This is a genomic window from Pseudomonas sp. BNK-44-b (assembly GCF_047456245.1).
Lineage (GTDB): Bacteria > Pseudomonadota > Gammaproteobacteria > Pseudomonadales > Pseudomonadaceae > Aquipseudomonas > Aquipseudomonas machongensis.
Genome location: NZ_CP179908.1, coordinates 3490960 through 3516851, shown reverse-complemented (window position 1 = coordinate 3516851; position 25892 = coordinate 3490960). Strand labels below are relative to the sequence as shown.

At 63.9% G+C, this 25892-nt stretch carries 26 protein-coding genes; all 26 read left to right on the top strand.

Features of this window, described 5'->3' with window-relative positions:
- Position 1: 1 nt before the first annotated feature.
- The 26 genes from fliF (at position 2) to ACMGGG_RS15985 (ending at position 25891) form a co-directional block, all read left to right on the top strand.
- Positions 2 to 1777: a flagellar basal-body MS-ring/collar protein FliF gene (gene fliF, locus ACMGGG_RS16110; protein ID WP_414154046.1), complete on the top strand. Its 1776-nt coding sequence runs from the start codon at positions 2 to 4 to the stop codon at positions 1775 to 1777.
- A complete protein-coding gene (fliG, locus tag ACMGGG_RS16105; RefSeq protein ID WP_054891882.1) occupies positions 1770 to 2789 on the top strand; it encodes a flagellar motor switch protein FliG in 1020 nt (339 codons plus the stop codon). The genes fliF and fliG overlap by 8 nt, the downstream gene beginning before the upstream one ends.
- 162 nt (positions 2790 to 2951) lie before the next feature.
- Positions 2952 to 3710: a flagellar assembly protein FliH gene (gene fliH / locus ACMGGG_RS16100; RefSeq protein WP_063545684.1), complete on the top strand. Its 759-nt coding sequence runs from the start codon at positions 2952 to 2954 to the stop codon at positions 3708 to 3710.
- Complete coding sequence (gene fliI / locus ACMGGG_RS16095) at positions 3700 to 5058, top strand: flagellar protein export ATPase FliI (protein WP_414154045.1); 1359 nt, start codon at positions 3700 to 3702, stop codon at positions 5056 to 5058. The genes fliH and fliI overlap by 11 nt, the downstream gene beginning before the upstream one ends.
- A gap of 6 nt (positions 5059 to 5064) precedes the next feature.
- Entirely contained in the window at positions 5065 to 5523 is a 459-nt protein-coding gene (fliJ, locus tag ACMGGG_RS16090; protein WP_054891879.1) for a flagellar export protein FliJ, read from the top strand.
- Between the two features lie 87 nt (positions 5524 to 5610).
- Positions 5611 to 5916, top strand: coding sequence for an STAS domain-containing protein (locus ACMGGG_RS16085; RefSeq protein WP_054891878.1), 306 nt, complete (start codon positions 5611 to 5613; stop codon positions 5914 to 5916).
- Between the two features lie 8 nt (positions 5917 to 5924).
- Positions 5925 to 7616 carry a SpoIIE family protein phosphatase gene (locus tag ACMGGG_RS16080; protein ID WP_414154044.1) on the top strand — a complete coding sequence of 564 codons (1692 nt, stop codon included), beginning with the start codon at positions 5925 to 5927 and terminating at the stop codon, positions 7614 to 7616.
- A gap of 49 nt (positions 7617 to 7665) precedes the next feature.
- Positions 7666 to 8013 (top strand): Hpt domain-containing protein, encoded by a 348-nt coding sequence (locus tag ACMGGG_RS16075; RefSeq protein WP_054891876.1) that lies wholly within the window; start codon positions 7666 to 7668, stop codon positions 8011 to 8013.
- 72 nt (positions 8014 to 8085) lie between these two features.
- A complete protein-coding gene (locus ACMGGG_RS16070) occupies positions 8086 to 9480 on the top strand; it encodes a flagellar hook-length control protein FliK (RefSeq protein ID WP_414154043.1) in 1395 nt (464 codons plus the stop codon).
- A gap of 296 nt (positions 9481 to 9776) precedes the next feature.
- The gene (gene fliL, locus ACMGGG_RS16065; protein WP_063545679.1) at positions 9777 to 10274 is read left to right on the top strand and encodes a flagellar basal body-associated protein FliL; all 498 of its coding nucleotides are present in this window, start codon (positions 9777 to 9779) and stop codon (positions 10272 to 10274) included.
- An 11-nt stretch (positions 10275 to 10285) separates the two neighbouring features.
- On the top strand, positions 10286 to 11254 hold the full coding sequence (gene fliM, locus ACMGGG_RS16060) for a flagellar motor switch protein FliM (RefSeq protein ID WP_054891873.1): 969 nt from the start codon (positions 10286 to 10288) through the stop codon (positions 11252 to 11254).
- A gap of 45 nt (positions 11255 to 11299) precedes the next feature.
- Complete coding sequence (fliN, locus tag ACMGGG_RS16055; protein ID WP_054891872.1) at positions 11300 to 11767, top strand: flagellar motor switch protein FliN; 468 nt, start codon at positions 11300 to 11302, stop codon at positions 11765 to 11767.
- Positions 11768 to 12220 (top strand): flagellar biosynthetic protein FliO, encoded by a 453-nt coding sequence (fliO, locus tag ACMGGG_RS16050; RefSeq protein ID WP_414154042.1) that lies wholly within the window; start codon positions 11768 to 11770, stop codon positions 12218 to 12220.
- Positions 12220 to 12975: a flagellar type III secretion system pore protein FliP gene (gene fliP, locus ACMGGG_RS16045; protein WP_054891870.1), complete on the top strand. Its 756-nt coding sequence runs from the start codon at positions 12220 to 12222 to the stop codon at positions 12973 to 12975. The genes fliO and fliP overlap by 1 nt, the downstream gene beginning before the upstream one ends.
- 22 nt (positions 12976 to 12997) lie before the next feature.
- On the top strand, positions 12998 to 13267 hold the full coding sequence (fliQ, locus tag ACMGGG_RS16040) for a flagellar biosynthesis protein FliQ (RefSeq protein WP_054891869.1): 270 nt from the start codon (positions 12998 to 13000) through the stop codon (positions 13265 to 13267).
- 7 nt (positions 13268 to 13274) lie between these two features.
- On the top strand, positions 13275 to 14051 hold the full coding sequence (gene fliR, locus ACMGGG_RS16035) for a flagellar biosynthetic protein FliR (protein WP_054891868.1): 777 nt from the start codon (positions 13275 to 13277) through the stop codon (positions 14049 to 14051).
- Between the two features lie 2 nt (positions 14052 to 14053).
- Complete coding sequence (gene flhB, locus ACMGGG_RS16030) at positions 14054 to 15196, top strand: flagellar biosynthesis protein FlhB (protein WP_063545677.1); 1143 nt, start codon at positions 14054 to 14056, stop codon at positions 15194 to 15196.
- A gap of 163 nt (positions 15197 to 15359) precedes the next feature.
- Positions 15360 to 17489, top strand: a complete 2130-nt coding sequence (gene flhA, locus ACMGGG_RS16025) for a flagellar biosynthesis protein FlhA (RefSeq protein WP_063545676.1) — start codon at positions 15360 to 15362, stop codon at positions 17487 to 17489.
- 11 nt (positions 17490 to 17500) lie between these two features.
- Complete coding sequence (gene flhF / locus ACMGGG_RS16020) at positions 17501 to 18811, top strand: flagellar biosynthesis protein FlhF (RefSeq protein ID WP_054895560.1); 1311 nt, start codon at positions 17501 to 17503, stop codon at positions 18809 to 18811.
- A 75-nt stretch (positions 18812 to 18886) separates the two neighbouring features.
- On the top strand, positions 18887 to 19720 hold the full coding sequence (gene fleN, locus ACMGGG_RS16015; protein ID WP_016393812.1) for a flagellar synthesis regulator FleN: 834 nt from the start codon (positions 18887 to 18889) through the stop codon (positions 19718 to 19720).
- Positions 19717 to 20457 carry an RNA polymerase sigma factor FliA gene (gene fliA / locus ACMGGG_RS16010; RefSeq protein ID WP_054895561.1) on the top strand — a complete coding sequence of 247 codons (741 nt, stop codon included), beginning with the start codon at positions 19717 to 19719 and terminating at the stop codon, positions 20455 to 20457. The genes fleN and fliA overlap by 4 nt, the downstream gene beginning before the upstream one ends.
- A 104-nt stretch (positions 20458 to 20561) precedes the next feature.
- On the top strand, positions 20562 to 20936 hold the full coding sequence (locus tag ACMGGG_RS16005; protein ID WP_104881405.1) for a chemotaxis response regulator CheY: 375 nt from the start codon (positions 20562 to 20564) through the stop codon (positions 20934 to 20936).
- An 18-nt stretch (positions 20937 to 20954) separates the two neighbouring features.
- A complete protein-coding gene (locus tag ACMGGG_RS16000) occupies positions 20955 to 21743 on the top strand; it encodes a protein phosphatase CheZ (RefSeq protein WP_054895562.1) in 789 nt (262 codons plus the stop codon).
- 12 nt (positions 21744 to 21755) lie between these two features.
- Positions 21756 to 23975 carry a chemotaxis protein CheA gene (locus ACMGGG_RS15995; protein ID WP_063545674.1) on the top strand — a complete coding sequence of 740 codons (2220 nt, stop codon included), beginning with the start codon at positions 21756 to 21758 and terminating at the stop codon, positions 23973 to 23975.
- Positions 23976 to 24020: 45 nt separating this feature from the next.
- Positions 24021 to 25151 carry a protein-glutamate methylesterase/protein-glutamine glutaminase gene (locus tag ACMGGG_RS15990; RefSeq protein WP_054895564.1) on the top strand — a complete coding sequence of 377 codons (1131 nt, stop codon included), beginning with the start codon at positions 24021 to 24023 and terminating at the stop codon, positions 25149 to 25151.
- Positions 25151 to 25891, top strand: coding sequence for a flagellar motor protein (locus tag ACMGGG_RS15985; protein WP_054895565.1), 741 nt, complete (start codon positions 25151 to 25153; stop codon positions 25889 to 25891). Before ACMGGG_RS15990 ends, ACMGGG_RS15985 begins: the two co-directional genes overlap by 1 nt.
- Position 25892 lies beyond the last annotated feature (1 nt).

The window sequence follows — 25892 nt, the reverse complement described above, 5'->3', positions numbered from 1 at the left end:
CATGGCCGAAGCAGTCGTCGATAACGCCCCCGCCAAGAGTGGCCCGCCCGTGGCCAAGCCGCCGCTGTTCGGCATGGCGTTCCTGGAAAACATCTCGCAGATGCCCATGCTGCGTCAGGTCGGCCTGCTGGTCGGGCTGGCTGCCAGCGTGGCCATCGGCTTTGCCGTGGTGCTCTGGTCGCAGCAGCCGGACTACCGTCCGCTGTATGGCAGCCTGGCCGGCATGGACACCAAGCAGGTCATGGAAACCCTGGCCGCCGCTGATATTCCCTACACCGTCGAACCCAATTCCGGCGCGCTGCTGGTCAAGGCCGATGACCTCTCCCGTGCCCGCATGAAACTGGCCGCCGCCGGCGTGGCGCCAAGCGATGGCAACATCGGTTTCGAGATCCTCGACAAGGACCAGGGCCTGGGCACCAGCCAGTTCATGGAGGCGACCCGTTACCGTCGCGGCCTGGAAGGCGAATTGGCGCGTACGATCTCCAGCCTGAACAACATCAAGGCTGCTCGCGTGCACCTGGCCATTCCGAAAAGCTCGGTGTTCGTGCGTGACGAGCGCCGCCCGAGCGCTTCGGTACTGGTCGAAATGTTCCCAGGCCGCAACCTGGAAGCCGGTCAGGTGATGGCCATCGTCAACCTGGTCGCCACCAGCGTGCCGGAACTGGACAAGTCGCAGGTCACCGTGGTCGACCAGAAGGGCAATCTGCTGTCCGATCAGTTGCAGGACACCTCGCTGACCATGGCCGGCAAGCAGTTCGACTACACCCGCCGCATGGAAGGCCTGCTCACCCAGCGTGTGCACAACATCCTGCAGCCGGTGCTGGGCAACGACCGCTACAAGGCCGAGGTCTCCGCCGACGTCGACTTCAACGCCGTCGAATCCACCTCCGAGCAGTTCAACCCTGACCAGCCGGCGCTGCGCAGCGAGCAGTCGGTCAACGAGCAGCGTGCCAGCAGCCAGGGCCCGCAGGGTGTTCCCGGCGCGCTGAGCAACCAGCCGCCAGCCGGTGCTGCTGCACCTGAGAACGCCGCCGGTACCGGTACCCCGGCCGGTGCCATCGCCCCCGGCCAGCCGCTGGTCGATGCCAACGGCCAGCAGATCATGGACCCGGCCACCGGCCAGCCGATGCTCGCGCCGTATCCGTCCGACAAGCGTCAGCAGAGCACCAAGAACTTCGAACTGGACCGCTCCATCAGCCATACCCGCCAGCAGCAAGGTCGCCTGACCCGCCTGTCGGTGGCCGTGGTCGTGGACGATCAGGTCAAGGTCGATGCCAACGGCGAGACCACCCGCGCGCCCTGGGGCGCCGAGGACCTGTCGCGCTTTACCCGCCTGGTGCAGGATGCGGTCGGCTTCGATGCCAGCCGCGGCGACAGCGTGACCGTGATGAACGTGCCGTTCTCCGCCGACCGTGGCGAAGTGCTCGCCGACATCCCGTTCTACTCGCAGCCCTGGTTCTGGGACATCATCAAGCAAGTGCTGGGCGTGGTGTTCATCCTGGTGCTGGTGTTCGGCGTGCTGCGCCCTGTGCTCAACAACATCACCGGTGGCGGCAAGAGCGCGGCCAGCGACAGCGACATGGAACTGGGCGGCATGATCGGCCTGGACGGCGAACTCGGCAACGACCGCGTCAGCCTGGGCGGGCCGAGCAGTATCCTGTTGCCAAGCCCGAGCGAAGGCTATGAGGCGCAACTGAACGCAATCAAGGGCCTGGTGGCCGAAGACCCGGGCCGTGTCGCCCAGGTCGTGAAAGAGTGGATCAACGCCGATGAGTGACAACCGAGCCGTTACCGCCAAGCTGAGCCGCGTCGACAAGGCGGCGATTCTCCTGCTGTCCCTGGGCGAGACCGATGCAGCCCAGGTCCTGCGGCACATGGGGCCCAAGGAAGTGCAGCGGGTTGGCGTCGCCATGGCGCAGATGGGCAACGTGCACCGCGAGCAGGTCGAGCAGGTGATGAGCGAGTTCGTCGAGATCGTCGGCGACCAGACCAGCCTGGGCGTCGGCTCCGACGGCTATATCCGCAAGATGCTCAACCAGGCGCTCGGCGAGGACAAGGCCAACGGCCTGATCGACCGCATCCTGCTCGGTGGCAACACCAGTGGCCTGGACAGCCTGAAGTGGATGGAGCCGCGTGCCGTGGCCGATGTCATCCGCTATGAGCACCCGCAGATCCAGGCCATCGTGGTCGCCTACCTCGACCCCGACCAGGCCGGTGAAGTGCTGAGCAATTTCGACCACAAGGTGCGCCTGGACATCGTCCTGCGCGTCTCCTCGTTGAACACCGTGCAGCCGGCGGCACTCAAGGAGCTCAACCAAATCCTCGAGAAGCAGTTCTCGGGCAACTCCAATGCTGCGCGCACCACCCTGGGCGGCATCAAGCGCGCTGCCGACATCATGAACTTCCTCGACAGCTCTGTGGAAGGCCAGCTCATGGATGCGATCCGCGATATCGACAGCGACCTGTCCGAGCAGATCGAAGACCTGATGTTCGTCTTCAACAACCTGGCCGACGTCGACGACCGTGGTATCCAGGCGCTGCTGCGCGAGGTGTCTTCGGACGTGCTGGTGGTCTCGCTCAAGGGCGCGGACGAGAAGGTCAAGGACAAGATCTTCAAGAACATGTCCAAGCGTGCTTCGGAACTGCTGCGCGACGACCTGGAGGCCAAGGGGCCGGTGCGGGTCAGCGATGTGGAAACGGCGCAGAAGGAAATCCTCACCATCGCTCGACGCATGGCCGAGGCCGGCGAGATCGTGCTCGGTGGCAAGGGTGCCGAGGAAATGATCTAAGCGATTTCGCGCACCGTTCTGACTGGCGCTGACCCTGTGGGAGCGGGTTTGCCCGCGAAGGCGCCAGGTCAGGCCACGCGTTGCTCCTGCTGACGCATTCGCGGGCAAGCCCGCTCCCACGGGGATCGCGTTGGCTGAACATGGTTTCGAGAACATGACAGCATGTCCACCAAAGAACATCCCAGCGACCTGATCCGCGCCCGCGACCTCGAGGGCGTCGATATATGGGCATTGCCCAGCTTCGATCCGGAGCCTGAGCCCGCGCCTGAACCTGAGCCCGAGGTGGTCGAGGAAGTCGAGGAAGTGCCGCTGGAGGAAGTCCAGCCGCTGACCCTCGAAGAGCTCGAAGCGATTCGCCAGGAGGCCTACAACGAAGGCTTCGCCACCGGCGAGCGCGAGGGTTTCCACAGCACGCAGCTCAAGGTGCGCCAGGAGGCCGAAGAGGCACTGACGGCCAAGCTGGCGAGCCTGGAGCTATTGATGGCCAACCTGCTCGAGCCCATCGCCGAGCAGGATACCCAGATCGAGAAGTCCCTCGTGCACCTGGTCGCCCATGTCGCCCGTCAGGTGATCGGTCGCGAGTTGGCCAGCGATTCCAGCCAGATCACTCATGTGTTGCGCGAGGCGCTGAAACTGCTGCCGATGGGCGCAGACAATATCCGCATCCACCTCAATCCGCAGGATTTCGAGCTGGCCAAGGCCCTGCGCGAACGCCACGAGGAAAGCTGGAAGCTGCTTGAAGACGAGTCGCTGCTGCCAGGCGGTTGCCGCATCGAGACGGCCCACAGCCGCATCGATGCCACCATGGAAACCCGCATGGAGAAGGCTGTGGCGCAGTTGTTCGAGCAGACCCACGACCAATCACTGCATCCTGCTGCGCCGGATCTGTCGGTCGACCTGGACAGCCCCGATGCGCCTTGAACGCACCAGTTTCGCCAAGCGCCTGGCCGGCTATGCCGAGGCGGTGAATCTGCCGGAGCAGCCGGTGGTCGAGGGCCGTCTGCTGCGCATGGTCGGTCTCACCCTCGAAGCCGAGGGCTTGCGCGGCGCAGTGGGCAGCCGCTGCATGGTGATCAACGACGACAGCTACCACCCGGTACAGGTAGAGGCCGAAGTGATGGGCTTTGCCGGCAGCAAGGTCTTTCTCATGCCGGTCGGCAGTATCGCCGGTATCGCCCCCGGGGCGCGGGTTGTGCCGCTGGACGACAGCGGCCGCCTGCCCATGGGCATGAGCATGCTTGGACGGGTGCTCGATGGCGCCGGCCGTGCCCTCGATGGCAAGGGCGGGATGAAGGCCGAGGACTGGGTGCCGCTGGATGGCCCGGTGATCAACCCGCTGAACCGTGATCCGATCAGTCAGCCGCTGGATGTGGGTATCCGCAGTATCAACGGCCTGCTGACTGTCGGTCGCGGCCAGCGCCTGGGTCTGTTCGCCGGTACGGGTGTCGGTAAGTCGGTGCTGCTGGGCATGATGACCCGCTTCACCAAGGCCGACATCATCGTGGTCGGCCTGATCGGTGAGCGGGGCCGCGAGGTGAAGGAGTTCATCGAGCACATCCTTGGCGAGGAAGGGCTCAAGCGCTCGGTGGTGGTCGCTTCGCCGGCCGACGATGCACCGCTGATGCGACTGCGCGCAGCCATGTATTGCACGCGCATCGCCGAGTATTTCCGCGACAAGGGCAAGAATGTCCTGTTGTTGATGGATTCGTTGACCCGTTTTGCCCAGGCGCAGCGGGAAATCGCCCTGGCCATCGGCGAGCCGCCCGCCACCCGTGGCTATCCGCCGTCGGTGTTCGCCAAGTTGCCCAAGTTGGTCGAGCGCGCGGGTAATGGTGAGGCGGGGGGTGGTTCGATCACTGCGTTCTATACCGTGCTTTCCGAGGGGGATGACCAGCAGGACCCGATCGCCGATTCGGCACGTGGGGTGCTGGACGGACACTTCGTGCTGTCCCGGCGCCTGGCCGAGGAAGGGCATTATCCGGCGATCGACATCGAGGCTTCGATCAGCCGGGTGATGCCGCAGGTGGTGGATTCCGACCATCTGCGCCAGGCGCAGAAGTTCAAGCAACTATGGTCGCGCCTGTCGCAGAGTCGCGACCTGATCAGCGTGGGTGCCTACGTGGCCGGTGGCGATCCGGAAACCGACCTGGCCATTGCCTTGCAGTCCAAGCTGGTGGCGTTCTTGCGCCAGGGGCTGGACGAAAGTGTCGGCATGGCCGAGAGCGGCGAGCAGCTGGGCGCGGTGTTCGCCCCGCCGGCGGGCGGCTGATAGGCCATGGCCCTGCCCAGTCGTGCCGCGCGCCTGTCGCCGGTGGTGGAGATGGCCGAGGAGGCCGAGCGCAAGGCTGTCCAGCGCATGGGCCACTTCCAGCAACTGGTGGCTCAGGCGCAGGCCAAGCTCGCCGAGCTTGAGCGTTTTCGCGAAGACTACCAGTTGCAGTGGATCAACCGCGGCAGCCAGGGCGTTGGCGGCAGTTGGTTGGTCAACTACCAGCGCTTTCTGGGGCAGTTGGAAACGGCCATGACCCAGCAGCGCCAGAGCCTGACCTGGCACCAGAACAACCTCAAGAATGCCCGCGACGCCTGGCAACAGGCCTACGCCCGGGTCGAGGGTCTGCGCAAGCTGGTGCAGCGTTATCTGGACGAAGCCCGCCGGGCCGAAGACAAGCGTGAGCAGAAGCTGCTCGACGAGCTGTCACAGCGCTTGCCCAGGCAGAATCATTTTCCAGGCTGACACCGCTCAAAGCCGCTGCGCTTGCGGCCCAGCCGGGCTGCTGCTAAACCTTCCTGAGTCGTAGCCATCATCGAAGGAATCGCACGCATGGCAGTCGAAACTGATTTTTCACCGGACGAAAAGCAGCTGACGATCAAGGTCAAGGGCCGTTTCGATTTCGGCAAGCATCAGGAATTTCGTGACGCCTACGAGCGCCAGCACCCGGCCCCGGACTCGGTCGTGGTGGATCTCAAGGATGCGACGTACCTGGACAGCTCCGCATTGGGCATGCTGCTGCTGTTGCGCGATCACGCCGGTGGTGACCACTCGGATATCAAAGTGATCAACACCAGTTCTGATGTGCGCAAGATCCTCGCCATTTCCAACTTCGAAAAATTGTTCGACGTCAGCTGAGGCCGCTCATGCCCGCCGAACAGGGATTGAGGGTGCTGATCGCCGAGGACGGTGCCGCGGACCGCTTGCTGCTCGCGCAGATCGTGCGGCGCCAGGGACACGAGGTGGTCACTGCCGAAAACGGCGAGCAGGCCGTTGCGCTGTTCGCCGAACAGAGGCCGGACCTGGTGCTGCTCGACGCCTTGATGCCGGTGATGGATGGATTCGAGGCGGCGCGACGGATCAAGGCCATGGCCGGTGAAGCGCTGATACCGATCATCTTCCTCACCTCGATGAACGAGGAGCAAGGGCTGGTGCGTTGCTTGGAAGCCGGCGGCGACGATTTCATGGCCAAGCCCTATAGCGCAGTGATTCTGGCTGCCAAGATCGGCGCCATGGATCGTCTGCGTCGGCTGCAGGCCACGGTGCTGGAGCAGCGCGACGAACTGGCCCGGCATCACCATCACCTGCTCAACGAGCAGCGCGTAGCCAAAGCGGTGTTCGACAAGGTCGCCCATTCCGGTTGCTTGAGAAGCAGCAACATCCGCTACCTGCAGTCGCCCTACGCATTGTTCAACGGCGATCTGCTGCTGGCGGCGTTCGCGCCTTCGGGCGACATGCATGTGCTGCTGGGTGATTTCACCGGTCACGGCCTGCCGGCGGCCGTGGGGGCAATGCCCCTGGCCGAGGTGTTCTATGGCATGACCGCCAAGGGCTATGGTTTGGTAGAGACGCTGCGCGAGATGAACGCCAAGCTCAAGCGTATCCTGCCGGTGGACATGTTCTGTTGTGCGCTGTTGCTGAACCTGAGTTTCGAGCGTGGCACGGTCGAGGTGTGGAACGGTGGCATGCCCGATGGCTATCGTTTGTCGGCCGCTGGCGAGGTGCTGTCGGTGCTGCAATCCCGGCACTTGCCGCTGGGCATCCTGGCGCCCGAGCAGTTCGACGACCGCACCGACATACTGCCGCTGGCCGCGGGGGAGCGATTGTTCCTGCTGTCCGATGGCGTGGTCGATACCAGCGATGCGACGGATCGATTGTTTGGTGTGGAGCGCTTGCGTGAGGTGTTGGCGGCCAACCGCGACCCTGGGCGACTGTTCGATGAAGTGATGCAGGCGCTGGAGCGCTTTGGTGGTGTGCCGCGAGACGACATCAGCCTGTGTGATGTCCGCATGGCCGAACCTGGTGGCCTGGCACCTGTGGCGCCGGTGTATTCCGACAGCGGTCGCTCCAGTCCGCTGGATTGGTCGTTGTCGCTGGTGCTGCATGCCGACAGCCTGAAGCGCTTCAACCCGGTGCCTTATCTGTTGCAGTTCCTCCAGGAAATCCATGGTCTGCGTCCCAGCAGCGGGGTGTTGCACAGTGTGCTGGGTGAGCTGTATTCCAATGCGCTGGAGCACGGGGTGTTGGGCCTGGACTCACGGCTCAAGCAGGATGCCGAGGGATTTGCCGAGTACTACCGCGAACGCGGTCGGCGCCTGGCGGCGTTGTCCGAAGGGTTCGTGCAAATCGCGCTGAGGGTGGAACCCGTGGCAACAGGTGGTCGTCTGACTGTTGAAATCAGCGACAGTGGCACGGGTTTTGATATCGAGAAAGTCTTGGCGCGCCCTGCGTCGGAAAAAGGTTTCAGTGGGCGTGGGCTACAGTTGGTACAGCGCTTGGGCGTCAAGGCTCAATGGCTCGACCAGGGGCGGCGGGCGCGGGTGGAGTTCGGTTGGTGAGCGGCCTCGGCGATTGAGGCATAATCAAGCTTGATCAAGGAGTGAGCAAGTGACACACGAGCATATCGATCAAAAGGTCCTGAGCGACCTGCAGGAGGTCATGGAAGATGGCTACCTGCAGTTGCTGGAAACCTTCCTGGAAGACTCCGAGCGCCGTCTCAGTCAGTTGCACGAGGCCAAGGACGCCAGCGAGTTGGGGATGGCCGCCCACAGCTTCAAGGGCAGCAGCAGCAACATGGGCGCAGTGGGCCTGGCCAGTCTGTGCCAGCAGCTCGAGGAGCGTGTGCGGCAACAGCCTTTGTATGGCATCGAGGACCTGATCAATCGGATCGACCAGGAGTTCGTCGAGGTCCAGCGCTTCTACCGTAGCGAGCGCGAGCGGGTTTCTGCAGGCTGACGGCAAAACTGGCGCGAGTTTTGCCTGTCTTCACCCAGATTCTATTTCGGTTCACTGGCGTGGAGAGTTTCAATGCCTGTCGCATCCAATCCCTTGTTGCAAGCCGGCCTCGCCAACGCGACCTCGCGGGCGACCAGTCCTGCGGCGGACAAAACCCCGCAAGCACCGGGCAATCAGGGCAGCGGCTTCGACCAGCTGATGGCCCGACAGCAGAGCGACAAGATGCCGGTGCGCAACGACAAGGCCTCTGTGCCAGCGCCCAGGGACAAGCCTGACTTCAATGCCGGCGGCAAGGGCGGCAACGACCGATCTTCGGCGGTTGCCGGTAATGGCAAGAACTTGCCAGCCAACAGCAACAAGGCCGCATCGGCCGCTGACAAGAACAACCAGGGTAGCGACAGCACTCAACAGGCGGGTGACAGTACCCAGCAGGCTTCCAGCGACGGCAATCAGGCAAGCGACTCGAGCTCCCTGGACGCCAGCCTGGTGGCGGGGCAGGTGACCGACGCCCAGGCGGGTGCGCAATTGCTCCAGGCCCAGGCCGAAGCCGTCGCCCCGGTGCTGCAGGCCGCGATCCAGCAGCCTGCTGCGCAACCGGTCCCTGAAGAGCTGGCGCCGCCAGTCGCCGAGCAGGCCGACAGCGACTTCGATCCCGAGGCCGACGCCCTGGCGAACATGCCGACCTTGCGCCTGGCGCTCGAGCAGAGCGCCCAGGCCAAAGGCACCACCTCGACGCACGCCTCTGGCCAGGGGGACAAGACCCAGGCCCAGGACGACAGTGCCCAGGCCAACGTCAATACCTTGGCGAACCTGGCGGTCAAGCCTGAGGGCGAATCCGAGCGTGGACAGTCACAGCCTGGCGAAAAAGGCTTCTCCGAGCTGTTGTCCAATGGTCTGAAGGACGTCAAGCATGCCGACAGCGACACCCGCGTGGACGACTTCGCCAATCGCCTGGCCAACCTGACCCAGGCCGTCACCGCCAAGACTGCCCATGCCGTACCGCCGACCAATCCGCTGCACCAGCCCCTGGCGATGAATCAGGGGGCCTGGACCGAAGGGTTGGTCAATCGCGTCATGTACCTGTCGAGCCAGAACCTCAAGTCGGCCGACATCCAGCTCGAGCCTGCAGAGCTGGGGCGACTGGACATTCGCGTCAATGTCGCGTCGGACCAGGCCACCCAGGTGACTTTCATCAGTGGTCACGCCGGCGTGCGCGATGCGCTCGACAGCCAACTGTACCGTCTGCGCGAACTGTTCGCCCAGCAGGGGCTGGCCCAGCCTGACGTCAACGTCGCCGACCAGTCGCGTCAGCAACAGCAGCAGGCCCAGCAGGGTGGATCGAATCTGTCTGGTGTGGCTGCGCGTCGGGCCGGGGAGGCGGGCGAGGACGGTGAGCTGGCCGATGCTTCACGGCCGGTGGAGCAGCAGGTGGTGATCGGCGACAGTGCGGTCGATTACTACGCCTGATCATTCGGGGCTGCGTCTGACACCGGTGCGGACCGTTGTAAGCAACTGTCTTGCTCAAATCTAGAAGCCAGCCCAAATCCCTGTGGGAGCGGGCTTGCCCGCGAAAAATACACCCCGCTGCCTGCCACGGGCTACGCCCGTGTTCGCGGGCAAGCCCGCTCCTACCAGGACTGTCCCGTCAGCCACACCGTTATAGCGCTCGCAACCTCCTCAAGCCCGCTCGGCCAAATCTGGCATAACACTTGCTCAGCCACGTCATCCTTTCTTGAAACCCCGATGGACGACGGATTATTGGCATGGCGAAGAGCGACGCAGTCAAAGACCCCGCCACTAAAGGCAAACTGAAGCTGATCCTGCTGCTGGTGCTGGCCTTGCTGCTGGCCGTGGGCCTGTCGGTGGGCGCCACCTGGTTCATCATGCACAAGAACGAGCCTGCACCTGCGGCCGACCCTGCCGTGGCCAGCGTCAAGCAAGCGGCGATCTACGAGCCCCTGGCGCCGGCCTTCGTGGTCAATTTCAACCAGAACGGCCGCCAGCGCTACATGCAGGTGAGCATTACCCTGCAGGGCCGCAACCAGGCTGACCTCGATGCGCTGAAAGTGCACATGCCGGTGATTCGCAACAATCTGGTGATGATGTTCTCCGGGCAAGGCTTCGACAGCCTGGCCAGCAGTGCCGTGGGCCAGGAAATGCTGCGCCAGAAGGCCACTGCGGTGGTCCAGGAAGTGGCGCAGAAGGAAGTCGGCAAGCCGGTCATCGACCAGTTGCTGTTCACCAATTTCGTATTGCAGTAGGAGCACACTCGATGGCCGTGCAGGACCTGCTGTCCCAGGATGAGATCGATGCCCTGCTGCATGGGGTCGACGATGGGCTGGTACAGACCGAGAGCGCTGCCGAACCCGGTGGCGTCAAGAGCTACGACCTGACCAGCCAGGACCGGATCGTCCGCGGTCGCATGCCGACCCTGGAGATGATCAACGAGCGCTTCGCCCGTTACACCCGCATCAGCATGTTCAACTTGCTGCGTCGCTCCGCCGATGTGGCGGTGGGTGGCGTGCAGGTGATGAAGTTCGGCGAGTACGTGCATTCGCTGTACGTGCCGACCAGCCTCAACCTGGTCAAGATCAAGCCGCTGCGCGGCACCTCGCTGTTCATCCTCGACGCCAAGCTGGTGTTCAAGCTGGTGGACAACTTCTTCGGTGGCGACGGGCGCCACGCCAAGATCGAAGGCCGTGAGTTCACCCCGACCGAGCTGCGTGTGGTGCGCATGGTCCTGGACCAGTGCTTCGTCGACCTCAAGGAAGCCTGGCAGGCGATCATGCCGGTGAACTTCGAATACATGAACTCCGAGGTCAACCCGGCCATGGCCAACATCGTCGGGCCCAGCGAGGCGGTGGTGGTCTCGACCTTCCACATCGAACTCGATGGCGGCGGCGGCGACCTGCACGTGACCATGCCGTATTCGATGATCGAACCGGTGCGCGAGATGCTCGATGCCGGTTTCCAGTCCGACCTGGACGATCAGGACGAGCGTTGGGTCAAGGCCCTGCGCGAGGACGTGCTGGACGTCAATGTGCCGCTCTCGGCCACCGTTGCCCGTCGTCAGCTCAAGCTACGCGACATCCTGCACATGCAGCCGGGCGATGTGATTCCGGTAGAGCTGCCCGAACACCTGGTACTGCGCGCCAACGGCGTGCCGTCGTTCAAGGCGCGCCTGGGCTCGCACAAGGGCACCCTGTCGCTGCAGATCATCGACCCGATCGAGCGCCGCTGACGGCGAGCCGGTCGCACTACGAATTGAAAGCCTGTCGAGGACTTTATGGCTAACGAAAACGAGATCACCTCCCCAGAGGAACAGGCCCTGGCCGATGAGTGGGCGGCAGCCCTGGAAGAAACCGGTGATGCCGGCCAGGCGGACATCGATGCGCTGCTGGCAGCTGACAATGGTCGCTCCTCTGGCGCAGGTCGCCTGCCGATGGAAGAGTTCGCCAGCTCCCCGCGGCCGAGCGAGAACGTCGGCCTGGAAGGGCCGAACCTGGACGTGATCCTGGACATTCCAGTGAGCATCTCCATGGAGGTGGGCGCCACGGAAATCAGCATTCGCAACCTGCTGCAACTGAACCAGGGGTCGGTCATCGAGCTCGATCGCCTGGCAGGCGAACCGCTGGATGTACTGGTCAATGGCACGCTGATCGCCCATGGCGAAGTGGTGGTGGTCAACGAGAAGTTCGGCATTCGCCTGACCGACGTGATCAGCCCCAGCGAACGCATCAAGAAGCTGCGCTGAGTGAAGGGCCTGATACGCGGCGTCGCCGCCCTGGGCACATTGCTTGCCAGCGAGGTGGTGATCGGCGCGGCTGATCCCGCGTCGGCGTCGGCCAGCACGTCCACGCCCGGCGGCATGGGTGGGCAACTGGCGCAGATGGTCTTCGGCCTGCTCGTGGTGGTGGGCGCCATCTTCCTGCTCGCCTGGCTGTTGCGCCGCCTGCAGGTGGCACAGCCGCGCGGCGGGCAGGTGATCGAGATCGTCGGCAGCCGAGCCCTCGGCCCGCGCGATCGCCTGCTGCTGGTGCAGGTGGGCAAGGAACAGATCCTGATCGGCCACAGCCCTGGCAGCATCGAAGCGTTGCACGTCATGGCCGAGCCCGTGGAGGTGCCTGTCGGCGCGCGCCAGGCGGCACCGGAATTCGCCCAGCGGCTGCTCGAGCTGATGGGCAAGGACCAGAAGGACAAGAAGTGATGAGCGGCGCGCTGCGCTTACTGTTGACCCTGGCGCTGCTGCTGGCCGCGCCCGTGGCCCTGGCCGCCGATCCGTTGTCGATCCCGGCCATCACCCTGTCCAATGGGCCTGACGGCCAGCAGGAATATTCGGTCAGCCTGCAGATCCTGCTGATCATGACGGCGCTGAGCTTCATTCCGGCGTTCGTCATCCTGATGACCAGCTTCACCCGCATCATCATCGTCTTCTCCATCCTGCGCCAGGCCCTGGGCCTGCAGCAGACACCGTCGAACCAGTTGCTCACCGGCATGGCCCTGTTCCTGACCATGTTCATCATGGCGCCGGTGTTCGATCGGGTGAATCGTGACGCGTTGCAGCCCTACCTGAACGAACAGATGACCGCGCAACAGGCCATCGACAAAGCCCAGGGGCCGCTGAAGGACTTCATGCTGGCGCAGACCCGGCAAAGCGATCTGGACCTGTTCATGCGCCTGTCCAAGCGCACCGACATCGCCGGCCCCGACCAGGTGCCGCTGACCATCCTGGTGCCGGCATTCGTCACCTCCGAGCTCAAGACCGCGTTCCAGATCGGCTTCATGATCTTCATCCCGTTCCTGATCATCGACATGGTGGTCGCCAGCGTGCTGATGGCGATGGGTATGATGATGCTGTCGCCGCTGATCATCTCGCTGCCGTTCAAGATCATGCTGTTCGTCCTGGTCGATGGCTGGGCGCTGATCATGGGTACGCTGGCCGGCAGTTTCGGCGGCGTCTGAGGCCGCTCAAGGAGAGTTTTCGATGACCCCTGAAGTTGCCGTCGACCTGTTCCGCGATGCGCTCTGGCTGACTGCCCTGATGGTGGCGGTGCTGGTGGTGCCGAGCCTGCTGGTCGGCCTGCTGGTGGCGATCTTCCAGGCGGCCACGCAGATCAACGAACAGACCCTGAGTTTCCTGCCGCGCCTGCTGGTGATGCTGATCACCCTGATCGTGGTCGGTCCGTGGCTGGTGCAGAAGTTCATGGAATACATGACCGGCCTGTACAGCGGCATTCCGCAGTTGATCGGATGATGAGCCCATGCTCGAGCTGAGCGCCGCGCAGATCGGCACCTGGGTCGCCACCTTCATCCTGCCGCTGTTTCGCGTGGCAGCGGTGCTGATGACCATGCCGGTGTTCGGTACGCGCATGCTGCCGGCGCGCATACGCCTGTATGTGGCGGTCGCGATCACCGTGGTGATCGTGCCCGGCCTGCCGCCGCTGCCCGAGTTCGAGCCCTTGAGCGTGCGTGGCGTGCTGCTGTGCGCCGAACAGATCATCGTCGGCGCGCTGTTCGGGTTTTCCTTGCAGATGCTGTTCCAGGCGTTCGTCGTCGCCGGGCAGATCGTGGCGATTCAGCTGGGCATGGCGATGGCCTCGATGATCGACCCGGCCAACGGCGTCAACGTGGCGGTGGTCGGGCAGTTCCTGACCATGCTGGTGAGTGTGCTGTTCCTGTTGATGAACGGCCACCTGGTGGTGATCGAGGTATTGACCGAAAGCTTCACCACGCTGCCGGTGGGCAATGCCCTGGTGGTCGCGCATTTCTGGGAGATTGCCGGACGCCTGGGCTGGGTGCTGGGAGCGGGGCTGGTTCTGATCCTGCCAGTCATCGCAGCCCTGTTGGTGATCAACATCGCCTTTGGTGTGATGACCCGAGCCGCGCCACAGCTGAACATCTTCTCCATTGGTTTCCCGCTGACCCTGGTGCTGGGGCTGGCCATCTTCTGGGTCGGGCTTGCCGACATCCTCTCGCACTACCAGCAACTGGCCAGCGAGGCCTTGCAGTGGCTGCGTGAGCTGGCACGGGCGCCCTGAGCATGGCAGAGAGCGAGAGCGGTCAGGACAAGACAGAGGAACCCACCGAGAAGCGCAAGCGCGACGCACGGGAAAAGGGTGACATCGCCCGTTCCAAAGAGCTCAACACCTTCGCGGTGACCCTGGGGGGCGCCGGCGCCTTGCTGGCCTTCGGTGGCCACCTTGCCGAAACCCTCATGACGCTGATGCGCGTGAACTTCAGCCTGTCGCGCGAAGTGATAGTCGACGAGCGGGCCATGGGCGCCTTCCTGATGGCCTCGGGCAAGATGGCCATCTGGGCCACCCAGCCGGTGCTGGTGCTGCTGTTCGTCGTATCGTTCGTGGCCCCTATCGCCCTGGGCGGCTTTCTGTTTTCCGGCTCCTTGCTGCAGCCCAAGTTCAGCCGGATGAACCCGCTGTCCGGGATCAAGCGCATGTTCTCGCTGAACTCGCTGACCGAACTGCTCAAGGCGGTGGCCAAGTTCTTCCTGGTGCTGGTGGTGGCGCTGGTGGTGCTGGCCAACGACCGCGAGGCGCTGATGGCGATTGCCAAGGAGCCGCTCGAGCAGGCGATCATCCACAGCGTGCAGGTGGTGGGCTGGAGCGCCTTGTGGATGGCGGCGGGTCTGCTGCTGATCGCCATCGTCGATGTGCCGTTCCAGCTCTGGCAGACGCACAAGAAGCTGAAGATGACCAAGCAGGAAGTGCGCGACGAATACAAGGATACCGAGGGCAAGCCGGAGGTGAAGCAGCGCATTCGCCAACTGCAGCGCGAGGCGTCGCAGCGCAGGATGATGGCGGCGGTGCCCGAGGCCGATGTGATCATCACCAACCCGACGCACTATGCCGTGGCGCTCAAGTACGACCCGGAGAAGGGCGGTGCGGCGCCGCTGCTGCTGGCCAAGGGCACCGACTTCCTGGCCTTGAAGATCCGCGAGATCGGCCAGGAGCACAAGGTACAGATCCTCGAATCGCCGGCGCTGGCACGGGCGATCTACTACTCCACGGAGCTTGAGCACGAGATTCCGGCCGGTCTGTACCTGGCAGTGGCGCAGGTGCTGGCGTACGTGTTCCAGATTCGCCAGTACCGCTCGGGCAAGGGCAAGCCGCCCGAGCCGCTGAAGAAGGATCTGCCGATCCCGCCGGACCTGCAGCGCGACAGTTGATTCTGTAGGCGCGGGCTTGCCCGCGAAAAGAACACCGCCGTGGACCGCGAAAACACCGCAACAGAGCGCCTGGCCCCGTACCCCGGCAAAGTTGGAAAGCTTCTTGCAAAGCCACGCCCAAGCGCCGTCCAGGCGTCAAAGTTTTGCTTGAAGAGGATACCCGGTGGATCGCGCACAGTTAATCAGCAACGCCCGTAACAACCTGGCCGGTCTCGGTCGGGGGAACCTGGGTGTACCGCTGTTGCTGCTGGTGATGCTGGCAATGATGATGTTGCCCATCCCGCCGTTCCTGCTCGATGTGTTCTTCACCTTCAACATCGCGCTGTCGATCGTGGTCCTGCTGGTCTGCGTCTACGCCCTGCGCCCACTGGATTTCGCCGCCTTTCCGACCATCCTGCTGGTGGCGACGCTGCTGCGCCTGGCGCTCAACGTCGCCTCGACCCGCGTGGTCATGCTCCACGGCCAGGAGGGCCACGGAGCGGCGGGCAAGGTGATCCAGGCCTTCGGTGAGGTGGTGATCGGCGGCAACTACGTGGTCGGTGCGGTGGTCTTCGCCATCCTGATGATCATCAACTTTGTCGTGGTGACCAAGGGTGCCGGGCGTATTTCCGAGGTGAGCGCGCGCTTCACCCTCGACGCCATGCCCGGCAAGCAGATGGCCATCGACGCCGACCTCAACGCCGGCCTGATCGACCAGGCCCAGGCCAAGGCGCGTCGTGCCGAGGTCGCCCAGGAGGCCGAGTTCTATGGTTCGATGGACGGTGCCAGCAAGTTCGTGCGTGGCGACGCCATCGCCGGCCTGCTCATCCTGTTCATCAACCTCATCGGCGGCATGCTCATCGGCATGCTGCAGCATGGCATGACCTTCAGCGACGCCGGCAAGGTGTACGCTTTGTTGACCATCGGTGACGGTTTGGTGGCGCAGTTGCCCTCGCTGCTGCTGTCCACTGCGGCCGCGATCATGGTCACCCGCGCCTCGGGCTCCGAGGACATGGGCAAGCTGATCAACCGGCAGATGTTCGATTCGCCCAAGGCGCTAGCCGTTTCCGGCGCGCTGATGGTGGTGATGGGGCTGGTGCCGGGTATGCCACACATCGCCTTCCTCAGCCTCGGCGTGCTGGCCGGCGGCGGCGCCTACATGGTGTGGAAGAAGCAGCAGAAGGCCAAGCTCCTGGCCGTGCAGGAAGCGCAGCGCCAACAGGATCTGCTGCCATCGCCGCAGCGCGCCATGGAAACCAAGGAGCTGGGCTGGGACGACGTCACGCCGATCGACATGATCGGCCTGGAAGTCGGCTATCGCCTGATTCCGCTGGTCGACCGCAACCAGGGCGGCCAGTTGCTGGCGCGGATCAAGGGCGTGCGCAAGAAACTCTCGCAAGACCTGGGCTTTCTCATGCCCACCGTGCACATTCGCGACAACCTCGACCTGCAGCCCAGTGCCTATCGCCTGACGCTGATGGGGGTGATCCTGGCCGAGGCGGAGATCTACCCCGACCGCGAGCTGGCGATCAACCCTGGGCAGGTGTTCGGCACCCTCAACGGTATCGCCGCGCGCGACCCGGCCTTTGGCCTGGAGGCGGTGTGGATCGATGTGGCCCAGCGCGCCCAGGCGCAGTCCTTGGGTTACACGGTGGTCGATGCCAGCACCGTGGTCGCTACTCACCTCAACCAGATCCTGCAGAAGCACTGCCACGAGCTGATCGGCCATGAAGAGGTCCAGCAGTTGCTGCAGGTGCTGTCCAAGGCATCGCCGAAACTTGCCGAGGAATTGGTGCCAGGTGTCATTTCCTTGTCGGGGTTGCTCAAGGTCCTGCAGGCCCTGCTTGCCGAGCAGGTGCCCGTGCGTGACATCCGCAGCATTGCCGAGGCCATCGCCAACAATGCCGCCAAGAGTCAAGATACCGCCGCGTTGGTGGCGTCGGTGCGGGTCGGCTTGTCACGCGCCATCGTGCAAAGCATTGTCGGCGTTGAGTCCGAGCTGCCTGTGATCACCCTTGAGCCAAGGTTGGAACAGATCTTGCTCAATAGTCTGCAAAGGGCCGGGCAGGGTCAGGAAGACGGTGTTCTTCTTGAACCGAGCATGGCCGAGAAGTTGCAGCGTTCGCTGATCGAGGCGGCGCAGCGCCAGGAGATGCAAGGCCAGCCGGCCATCCTCCTGGTCGCCGGCCCGATCCGTGCCATGCTGTCGAGATTCGGTCGTCTGGCCGTGCCCAACCTGCATGTGCTGGCGTACCAGGAAATACCGGACAACAAGCAAGTCACCATCGTTGCCACCGTGGGCCCTAACGGCTGAGGTAGTGGGTTATGCAAGTTAAGCGTTTTTTCGCCGCCGATATGCGTCAGGCCATGAAGCTGGTCCGTGATGAGCTTGGCGCCGATGCCGCAATCATCGGCAACCGGCGTATCGCCGGCGGTGTCGAACTGACGGCCGCGCTGGACTACAAGCTGTCCGCCCTGGCCCCACGCGTGCCGAATGTCGAGCTCGAGGACGAGCTGCGCAAGACCCATTCGCGCATCGCCACCGCCCAGGCCGAGCTGGATGGGCGTGGTGACGCCGAACTCGGCAACCGGCAATTGTTTGCCGGCCTGTCGCTGACCGCGTCCGAGCCGCTGGTCGAGCCGCATGTGGATGTTCCGGCGCCTGCGCCGGCCCCTGCGGCCCCGACGGTCGACAAGCGCGTCTTCGACGCCATGCGTTCGGAGCTTTCGGGCTTGCGCGAGCTGCTCGAAGTGCAGCTTGGCTCGCTTGCCTGGGGCCAATTGCAGGGCAACAAGCCGCAGCAGGCCAACCTCTGGCGTCGCTTGCAGCGCCTGGGCCTGTCTGGCCCGATCGCCCGTGATCTGCTTGAGCGGGCCGGTGAGATCGAAGACCCGCGTCAGGCTTGGCGCATGGTCCTGGCGCACCTGGCGCGTCTGATCGAGGTGCCTGAGGTAGAGCCGATCGAGGAGGGCGGGGTCATCGCCATGGTCGGCCCGGCCGGCATGGGCAAGACCACCACCCTGGCCAAGCTCGCCGCGCGCTATGTGCTCAAGTACGGCTCGCAGCACCTGGCGCTGGTGAGCATGGACAGCTACCGCATCGGTGCCCAGGAGCAGCTCAAGACCCTCGGGCGCATCCTCAATGTGCCGGTGACCTATGTCGATCCGGGCCAGTCGCTGGCCCAGGCCCTGGAACCACTGCTGCGCAAGCGCGTGGTGCTGATCGACACCGCCGGCCTTCAGGCCAGCGATCCGGCGCTGCGCATGCAGCTCGAATCGCTCGCCAGCCGCGGCATCGCCGCCAAGAACTACCTGGTACTGGCCACCACCAGCCAGAAACAGGTGCTGACCGCCGCCTATCACAGCTACAAGCGCTGTGGCCTGGCCGGTTGCATCCTGACCAAGCTCGATGAAACGGGCAGCCTCGGCGAAGTGCTGAGCCTGGCCATCAGTCACGAACTGCCCGTGGCCTATCTCACCGATGGTCCGCGCATTCCTGACGACCTGCAGTTGCCGCGCAAGCATCAGTTGGTGAGCCGCGCGGTCAGCGTGCAGTTGCAGGAAGAGCCCAGCGAAGAGGCCATGGCCGACATGTTCGCTGATCTCTACCACAATCCCGATAAGCGCGCGGGTTGAAGATGAACGGCGCAGGGGGTCGACAGCGGCCCTTCAAGTGGGCAGGTCCCACGCGAGACAAGGTAAAGAACAGACATGGGTAGCATGCATCCCGTACAGGTGATCGCCGTCACCGGTGGCAAAGGTGGCGTCGGCAAGACCAACGTTTCAGTGAACCTGTCCCTGGCGCTGGCTGAACTCGGCCGCCGGGTCATGCTGCTGGACGCCGACCTGGGTCTGGCCAACGTCGACGTGCTGCTGGGGTTGACCCCCAAACGTACCCTGGCCGACGTCATCGAAGGACGCTGCGAGCTGCGCGACGTGCTGTTGCAGGGGCCGGGCGGCGTGCGCATCGTGCCGGCGGCCTCGGGTACCCAGAGCATGGTGCACCTGGCGCCAGCCCAGCATGCCGGGCTGATCCAGGCGTTCAGCGAGATCGGCGACAACCTCGATGTATTGGTGATCGACACCGCTGCAGGTATCGGTGACTCGGTGGTCAGTTTCGTTCGTGCGGCGCAGGAAGTGTTGCTGGTGGTGTGCGACGAGCCCACCTCGATCACCGACGCCTACGCCCTGATCAAGCTGCTCAACCGCGATTACGGCATGAATCGTTTCCGCGTCCTGGCCAACATGGCGCAGAGCCCGCAGGAAGGACGCAACCTGTTCGCCAAGCTGACCAAGGTCACCGACCGTTTCCTCGACGTGGCCTTGCAGTACGTGGGCGCCGTGCCCTACGACGAATGCGTGCGCAAGGCGGTGCAGAAGCAGCGCGCAGTGTACGAGGCCTTCCCGCGCTCCAAATGCGCCCTGGCGTTCAAGGCCATTGCGCAGAAGGTCGACAGCTGGCCGCTGCCGGCCAACCCGCGCGGGCACCTGGAGTTCTTCGTCGAGCGCCTGGTACAGCCCACCAGTGCGGGGCCGGTGCTATGAGTGCGAGCGGATTCAAGATGTACAGCAAGGCGTCCAAGGACGCTCAGTACGAGCTGGTCGAGCGCTATGCCCCGCTGGTCAAGCGGATTGCCTATCACCTGTTGGCACGCCTGCCGGCCAACGTGCAGGTCGAGGACCTGATCCAGGCCGGCATGATCGGCCTGCTGGAAGTGGCCAACAAGTACGACGCCAGCAAGGGTGCGAGCTTCGAGACCTATGCCGGCATCCGCATCCGTGGCGCCATGCTCGACGAGGTGCGCAAGGGTGATTGGGCGCCGCGTTCGGTGCACCGCAACACGCGCATGGTCAGTGACGCGATTCGCGCCGTCGAAGCAAGAACCGGTCGTGACGCTAAAGATCACGAGGTTGCTGCCGAACTCCAATTGGGTCTCGACGATTATTACGGGATTCTGAACGATACCTTGGGCAGCCGCCTGTTCAGTTTCGACGACCTGCTGCAGGACGGCGAACACGAAGGGCTGCACGAGGACGGTGTCAGCGGCCAGGTCGAGCCGTCGCGTGACCTGGAAGACGAACGCTTCCAGGCTGCACTGACCGATGCGATCGCCAACCTGCCGGAGCGCGAGCGCCTGGTCCTGGCGCTGTACTACGACGAAGAGTTGAACCTCAAGGAAATCGGGGAAGTGCTGGGGGTCAGCGAATCGCGTGTCAGCCAGTTGCACAGCCAGTGCGCGGCGCGTCTGCGCAGTCGGTTGGGTGAATGGCGAGCGCGGTGAACCCGGGTTCGATGCAGTCGTTTTACGTGGTGCCGAATTGATTGAGCGCGCGCTTGTGAGACGAGCGCGTTTAAGACTGCTTGGAGGTCTAATTGAACAAAGATATGAAAATCCTCATCGTTGACGACTTCTCGACGATGCGGCGGATCATCAAGAACCTGTTGCGTGATCTGGGCTTCACCAACACCGACGAAGCCGACGATGGCACCACGGCTCTGCCGATGCTCGAAAGCGGTCACTACGACTTCCTGGTGACCGACTGGAACATGCCTGGCATGTCCGGCATCGACCTGCTGCGCAAGGTGCGCGCCCACGACCGTCTCAAGGGCATGCCGGTGCTGATGGTGACCGCCGAGGCCAAGCGCGACCAGATCATCGAAGCGGCCCAGGCCGGGGTCAACGGCTATGTGGTCAAGCCTTTCACCGCGCAGGTACTCAAAGAAAAGATCGAAAAGATCTTCGAACGCGTCAACGGCTGAGCCATGTCTGGGGGCGCTATGGAATCAAGAAACGATTCTCTGGGGGAGTTCGAGTCGACCCTGAAGAAGCACGCCGAGCAACTGGTGCAAAGCCTGGAACGCGGCCAGTTCGGCGAGGCGGTGCAGCTGATCCACCAGCTCAACCAGACCCGCGACCGCGGCCTTTATCAGGAAGTGGGCAAGCTCACTCGCGAGCTGCACAGCGCTATCGTCAGTTTCCAGATCGATCCGCGCATGCCGCAGGCCGAGGAAGTGTCGCAGATCACCGACGCCACCGAACGGCTGTCCTACGTGGTCCGGCTGACCGAGAACGCGGCCAATCGCACCATGGACCTGGTCGAGCAAAGCACGCCTGTGCTCAACGATCTGGCATCCGAAGCCCAGAACCTGTCTGCCGACTGGCAGCGCTTCATGCGCCGCGAGGTGGCAGCGCCTGAATTTCGTGAGTTGGTCAAGCGCGTCGACAGTTTCCTGACGCACAGCGCCGAAGGTAACCGCAAGGTGGCCGGCCATCTCAACGATATTCTCCTGGCTCAGGACTATCAGGACCTGACCGGGCAGGTGATCAAGCGGGTGACCGCGCTGGTCACCGAAGTCGAAAGCAATCTGCTCAAGCTCGTGTTGATGGCAAGTCAAGTCGACCGCTTTGCCGGCATCGAACATGACCACGATCAATTGCGCGCTGAAAAAGATGAAGAAAAACATCCAACTCGGGGTGAAGGTCCGCAGATTCATGCCGATAAGCGTGAAGACGTCGTGTCCGGTCAGGACGATGTCGACGATCTGCTGTCCAGCCTGGGTTTTTAGGGAGCACGTTTAATGAGCTTCGGCGCCGATGAAGAAATCCTTCAGGATTTCCTGGTAGAAGCCGGCGAAATCCTCGAGCAACTGTCCGAGCAACTGGTCGAGCTGGAAAGCCGACCTGATGATGCGGACCTGCTCAATGCGATCTTTCGCGGTTTTCACACTGTAAAAGGGGGCGCCGGCTTCCTTCAGCTCAATGAGCTGGTGGAGTGCTGCCACATTGCCGAGAACGTCTTCGACATCCTGCGCAAGGGAGAGCGCCGGGTCGATGCCGAACTGATGGATGTGGTGCTCGAAGCGCTCGACACGGTCAACAGCATGTTTGGCCAGGTTCGCGAGCGCAGCGACATCACCCCGGCTACGCCAGAGCTGCTCGCCGCGCTGTCGCGCCTGGCCGAACCAGCCAGCGCCGATGCCGTGGCACCGGTTGCCGTGGCGGCGGTCGTCGAGGCCCCGGCTGCCGAGGCGGACATCACCGATACCGAGTTCGAGCAACTGCTTGACTCCCTCGACGCGGTCAAGGCCCAGGCCGAGGCGGCCGAGCAGTCGCAGGGCGAAGCCGTTTCCGGCAGTGCCGACGAGATCACCGACGCCGAGTTCGAGTCGCTGCTCGACCAACTGCATGGCAAGGGTCAGTTCTCGCCGGAAGTCGCGGCGAGCGAGCCGGAGGCTGCAGTCGCGACGCCGGCCGGTGACGAGATCACCGACGAAGAGTTCGAGGCGCTGCTCGATCAGTTGCATGGCAAGGGCGCTTTTGCCGCCGATGCACTGCCGAGCGTCGAAGCCACCGCCTCTGCGCCAGCGGCCGAACCTGTCGGCGATCACATCACCGACAACGAGTTCGAGGCCCTGCTGGACCAACTGCATGGCAAGGGCAAGTTCAGTGGCGATGCCGTCGCGGCTGAAGCGCCAGCCGTTGCCGTGGCTGCCGCGCCTGCTGCCAAGGCCGAAAGCAAGCCTGTCGCCAAGCCGGCGCCTGCCCCCGCCGCGGCTGCCAAGCCGGCCGCTGCTCCGGCACCGGCACGCGCTGCAGCGCCGGCTGCCGACAAGCATGGCGCCAGCGAAGCGGAAACCACGGTGCGGGTCGATACTGCGCGCCTGGATGAAATCATGAACATGGTCGGCGAACTGGTGCTGGTGCGTAACCGCCTGGTGCGCCTGGGCCTGAATAGCGGCGACGAGGCCATGTCCAAGGCCGTGTCCAACCTCGACGTGGTCACTGCCGACCTGCAGACCGCGGTCATGAAGACCCGCATGCAGCCGATCAAGAAGGTCTTCGGCCGCTTCCCGCGCCTGGTACGCGACTTGGCCCGCCAGCTCAAGAAAGAGATCAACCTGGAGCTGGTCGGCGAAGAGACCGACCTGGACAAGAACCTGGTCGAGGCCCTGGCCGACCCGCTGGTGCACTTGGTGCGCAACGCGGTCGACCATGGCGTCGAGACCCCCGAGGAACGCGAGGCCTCCGGCAAGGCGCGTACCGGTCGGGTGGTGCTGTCGGCCGAGCAGGAGGGTGACCATATCCTGCTGTCGATCTCCGACGACGGCAAAGGCATGGACCCGAACGTCCTGCGCGCCAAGGCGGTCGAGAAGGGCCTGATGGACAAGGATGCAGCCGACCGCCTGAGCGAGTCGGATTGCTACAACCTGATCTTCGCCCCGGGCTTCTCGACCAAGACCGAGATCTCCGACGTGTCCGGCCGCGGTGTGGGCATGGATGTGGTGAAGACCAAGATTTCCCAGCTCAATGGCTCGATCAACATCTTCTCGGCCAAGGGCCAGGGCTCGAAGATCGTCATCAAGGTGCCGCTGACGCTGGCAATCATGCCGACGCTGATGGTGATGCTGGCCAACCAGGCGTTCGCCTTCCCGCTGGTCAACGTCAACGAGATCTTCCATCTCGACCTGTCGCGCACCAACGTGGTCGATGGCCAGGAAGTGGTGATCGTGCGCGACAAGGCGCTGCCGCTGTTCTACCTCAAGCGCTGGCTGGTCCAGGACCAGCAGCACGAGGAGCAGCTCGAAGGGCATGTGGTGATCCTGTCGGTCGGTACTCAGCGCATCGGCTTCGTGGTCGACCAGTTGGTGGGCCAGGAAGAGGTGGTGATCAAGCCGCTGGGCAAGATGCTGCAGGGCACCCCGGGCATGTCCGGCGCCACCATCACCGGTGACGGTCGTATCGCGCTGATCCTCGACGTCCCGAGCATGCTCAAGCGTTACGCCGCCCGGCGTATTTGATTTCGGCGGCGCGACCTGGCGGTTGCGCCGCCTAACGGAGTGTTTATGGCAGTCAAGGTCCTGGTGGTGGATGATTCCGGTTTCTTCCGCCGCCGTGTCTCGGAAATCCTCTCGGCGGACCCGACCATCCAGGTGGTCGGCACCGCGACCAACGGCAAGGAAGCGATCGATCAGGCGCTGGCGCTCAAGCCTGACGTGATCACCATGGACTACGAGATGCCGATGATGGACGGCATTACCGCCGTGCGGCACATCATGCAGCGCTGCCCGACACCGGTCCTGATGTTCTCTTCGCTCACCCACGAAGGTGCGCGTGTCACCCTCGATGCGCTGGACGCAGGGGCGGTCGACTACCTGCCGAAGAACTTCGAGGATATTTCGCGCAACCCCGAGAAGGTCAAGCAGATGCTGTGCGAGAAGGTCCATACCATCTCGCGCAGCAATCGCCGTTTCAGCAGCTTCGCCAGCCACGCGCCAAGCCCGGTTGCCAGCGCTGCGTCGAGCACCAGCCACGCCCCGGCCAGCACCTTGGGCAGCGCTGCACCGACACGCCCTGCGGCGCCGGTACGCAGCGTTGCGCCTGCCGCCAGCCATTCGCCGGCGCCCAAGCGCAAGCCCTACAAGCTGGTGGCCATCGGCACCTCCACAGGCGGCCCGGTTGCCCTGCAGCGGGTGCTGACGCAACTGCCCGCCAACTTCCCGGCCCCCATCGTGCTGATTCAGCACATGCCTGCGGCGTTCACCAAGGCCTTTGCCGAGCGCCTCGACAAGCTGTGCAAGATCAGCGTCAAGGAGGCCGAGGACGGTGATGTGCTGCGTCCAGGCCTTGCGCTGCTGGCCCCGGGAGGCAAGCAGATGATGGTCGATGGCCGTGGCACGGTGAAGATCCTGCCGGGTGACGAACGCCTGAACTACAAACCCTGCGTGGACATCACCTTCGGCTCGGCGGCCAAGACCTACGGTGACAAGGTGCTGTCGGTCGTGCTGACCGGCATGGGTGCCGACGGACGCGAAGGTGCTCGCCTGCTCAAGCAGGGCGGCAGCACCGTATGGGCCCAGGACGAGGCAAGCTGCGTGATCTACGGCATGCCCATGGCGATCGTCAAAGCCAACCTGGCCGACGCCGTGTACAGCCTGGACGAGATCGGCAAGCACCTGGTAGAGGCCTGTGTCTGATGGATGTTCTTAGCCTTATCGGCCTGATCCTGGCGTTCGTCGCCATCGTCGGCGGCAACTTCCTCGAGGGCGGACACGTCGGTGCGCTGCTCAACGGCCCTGCCGGGTTGATCGTCATCGGCGGCACCCTGGCCGCGGCGCTGCTGCAGTCGCCGCTGTCGGCGTTCAAGCGTGCGTTGCAGATCCTGCGCTGGATTTTCTTCCCGCCTCGGGTCGACCTGGCTGGCGGCATCGATCGTGTCGTCAACTGGAGCCTGACTGCGCGCAAGGAAGGCCTTCTGGGGCTGGAGGGCGTCGCCGATGCCGAACCGGACCCATACGCACGCAAAGGTTTGCAGTTGCTGGTCGACGGCGCGGAGCCTGAGTCGATCCGCAGCATTCTCGAGGTCGACTTCCTCACCCAGGAGAGCCGTGACATCCAGGCTGCCAAGGTCTTCGAGAGCATGGGCGGCTACGCGCCGACCATCGGTATCATCGGTGCGGTGATGGGCTTGATCCATGTGATGGGCAACCTGGCCGATCCGTCGCAACTGGGTAACGGCATCGCCGTGGCCTTCGTCGCCACCATCTATGGTGTGGCCAGTGCCAACCTGATCCTGCTGCCGGTGGCCAACAAGCTCAAGGCCATCGTCATGCGCCAGTCGCGTTACCGCGAGATGCTGCTCGAGGGGCTGCTGTCGATCGCCGAAGGCGAGAACCCACGCTCGATCGAGCTGAAGCTGCAAGGCTTCATGGAGTAAG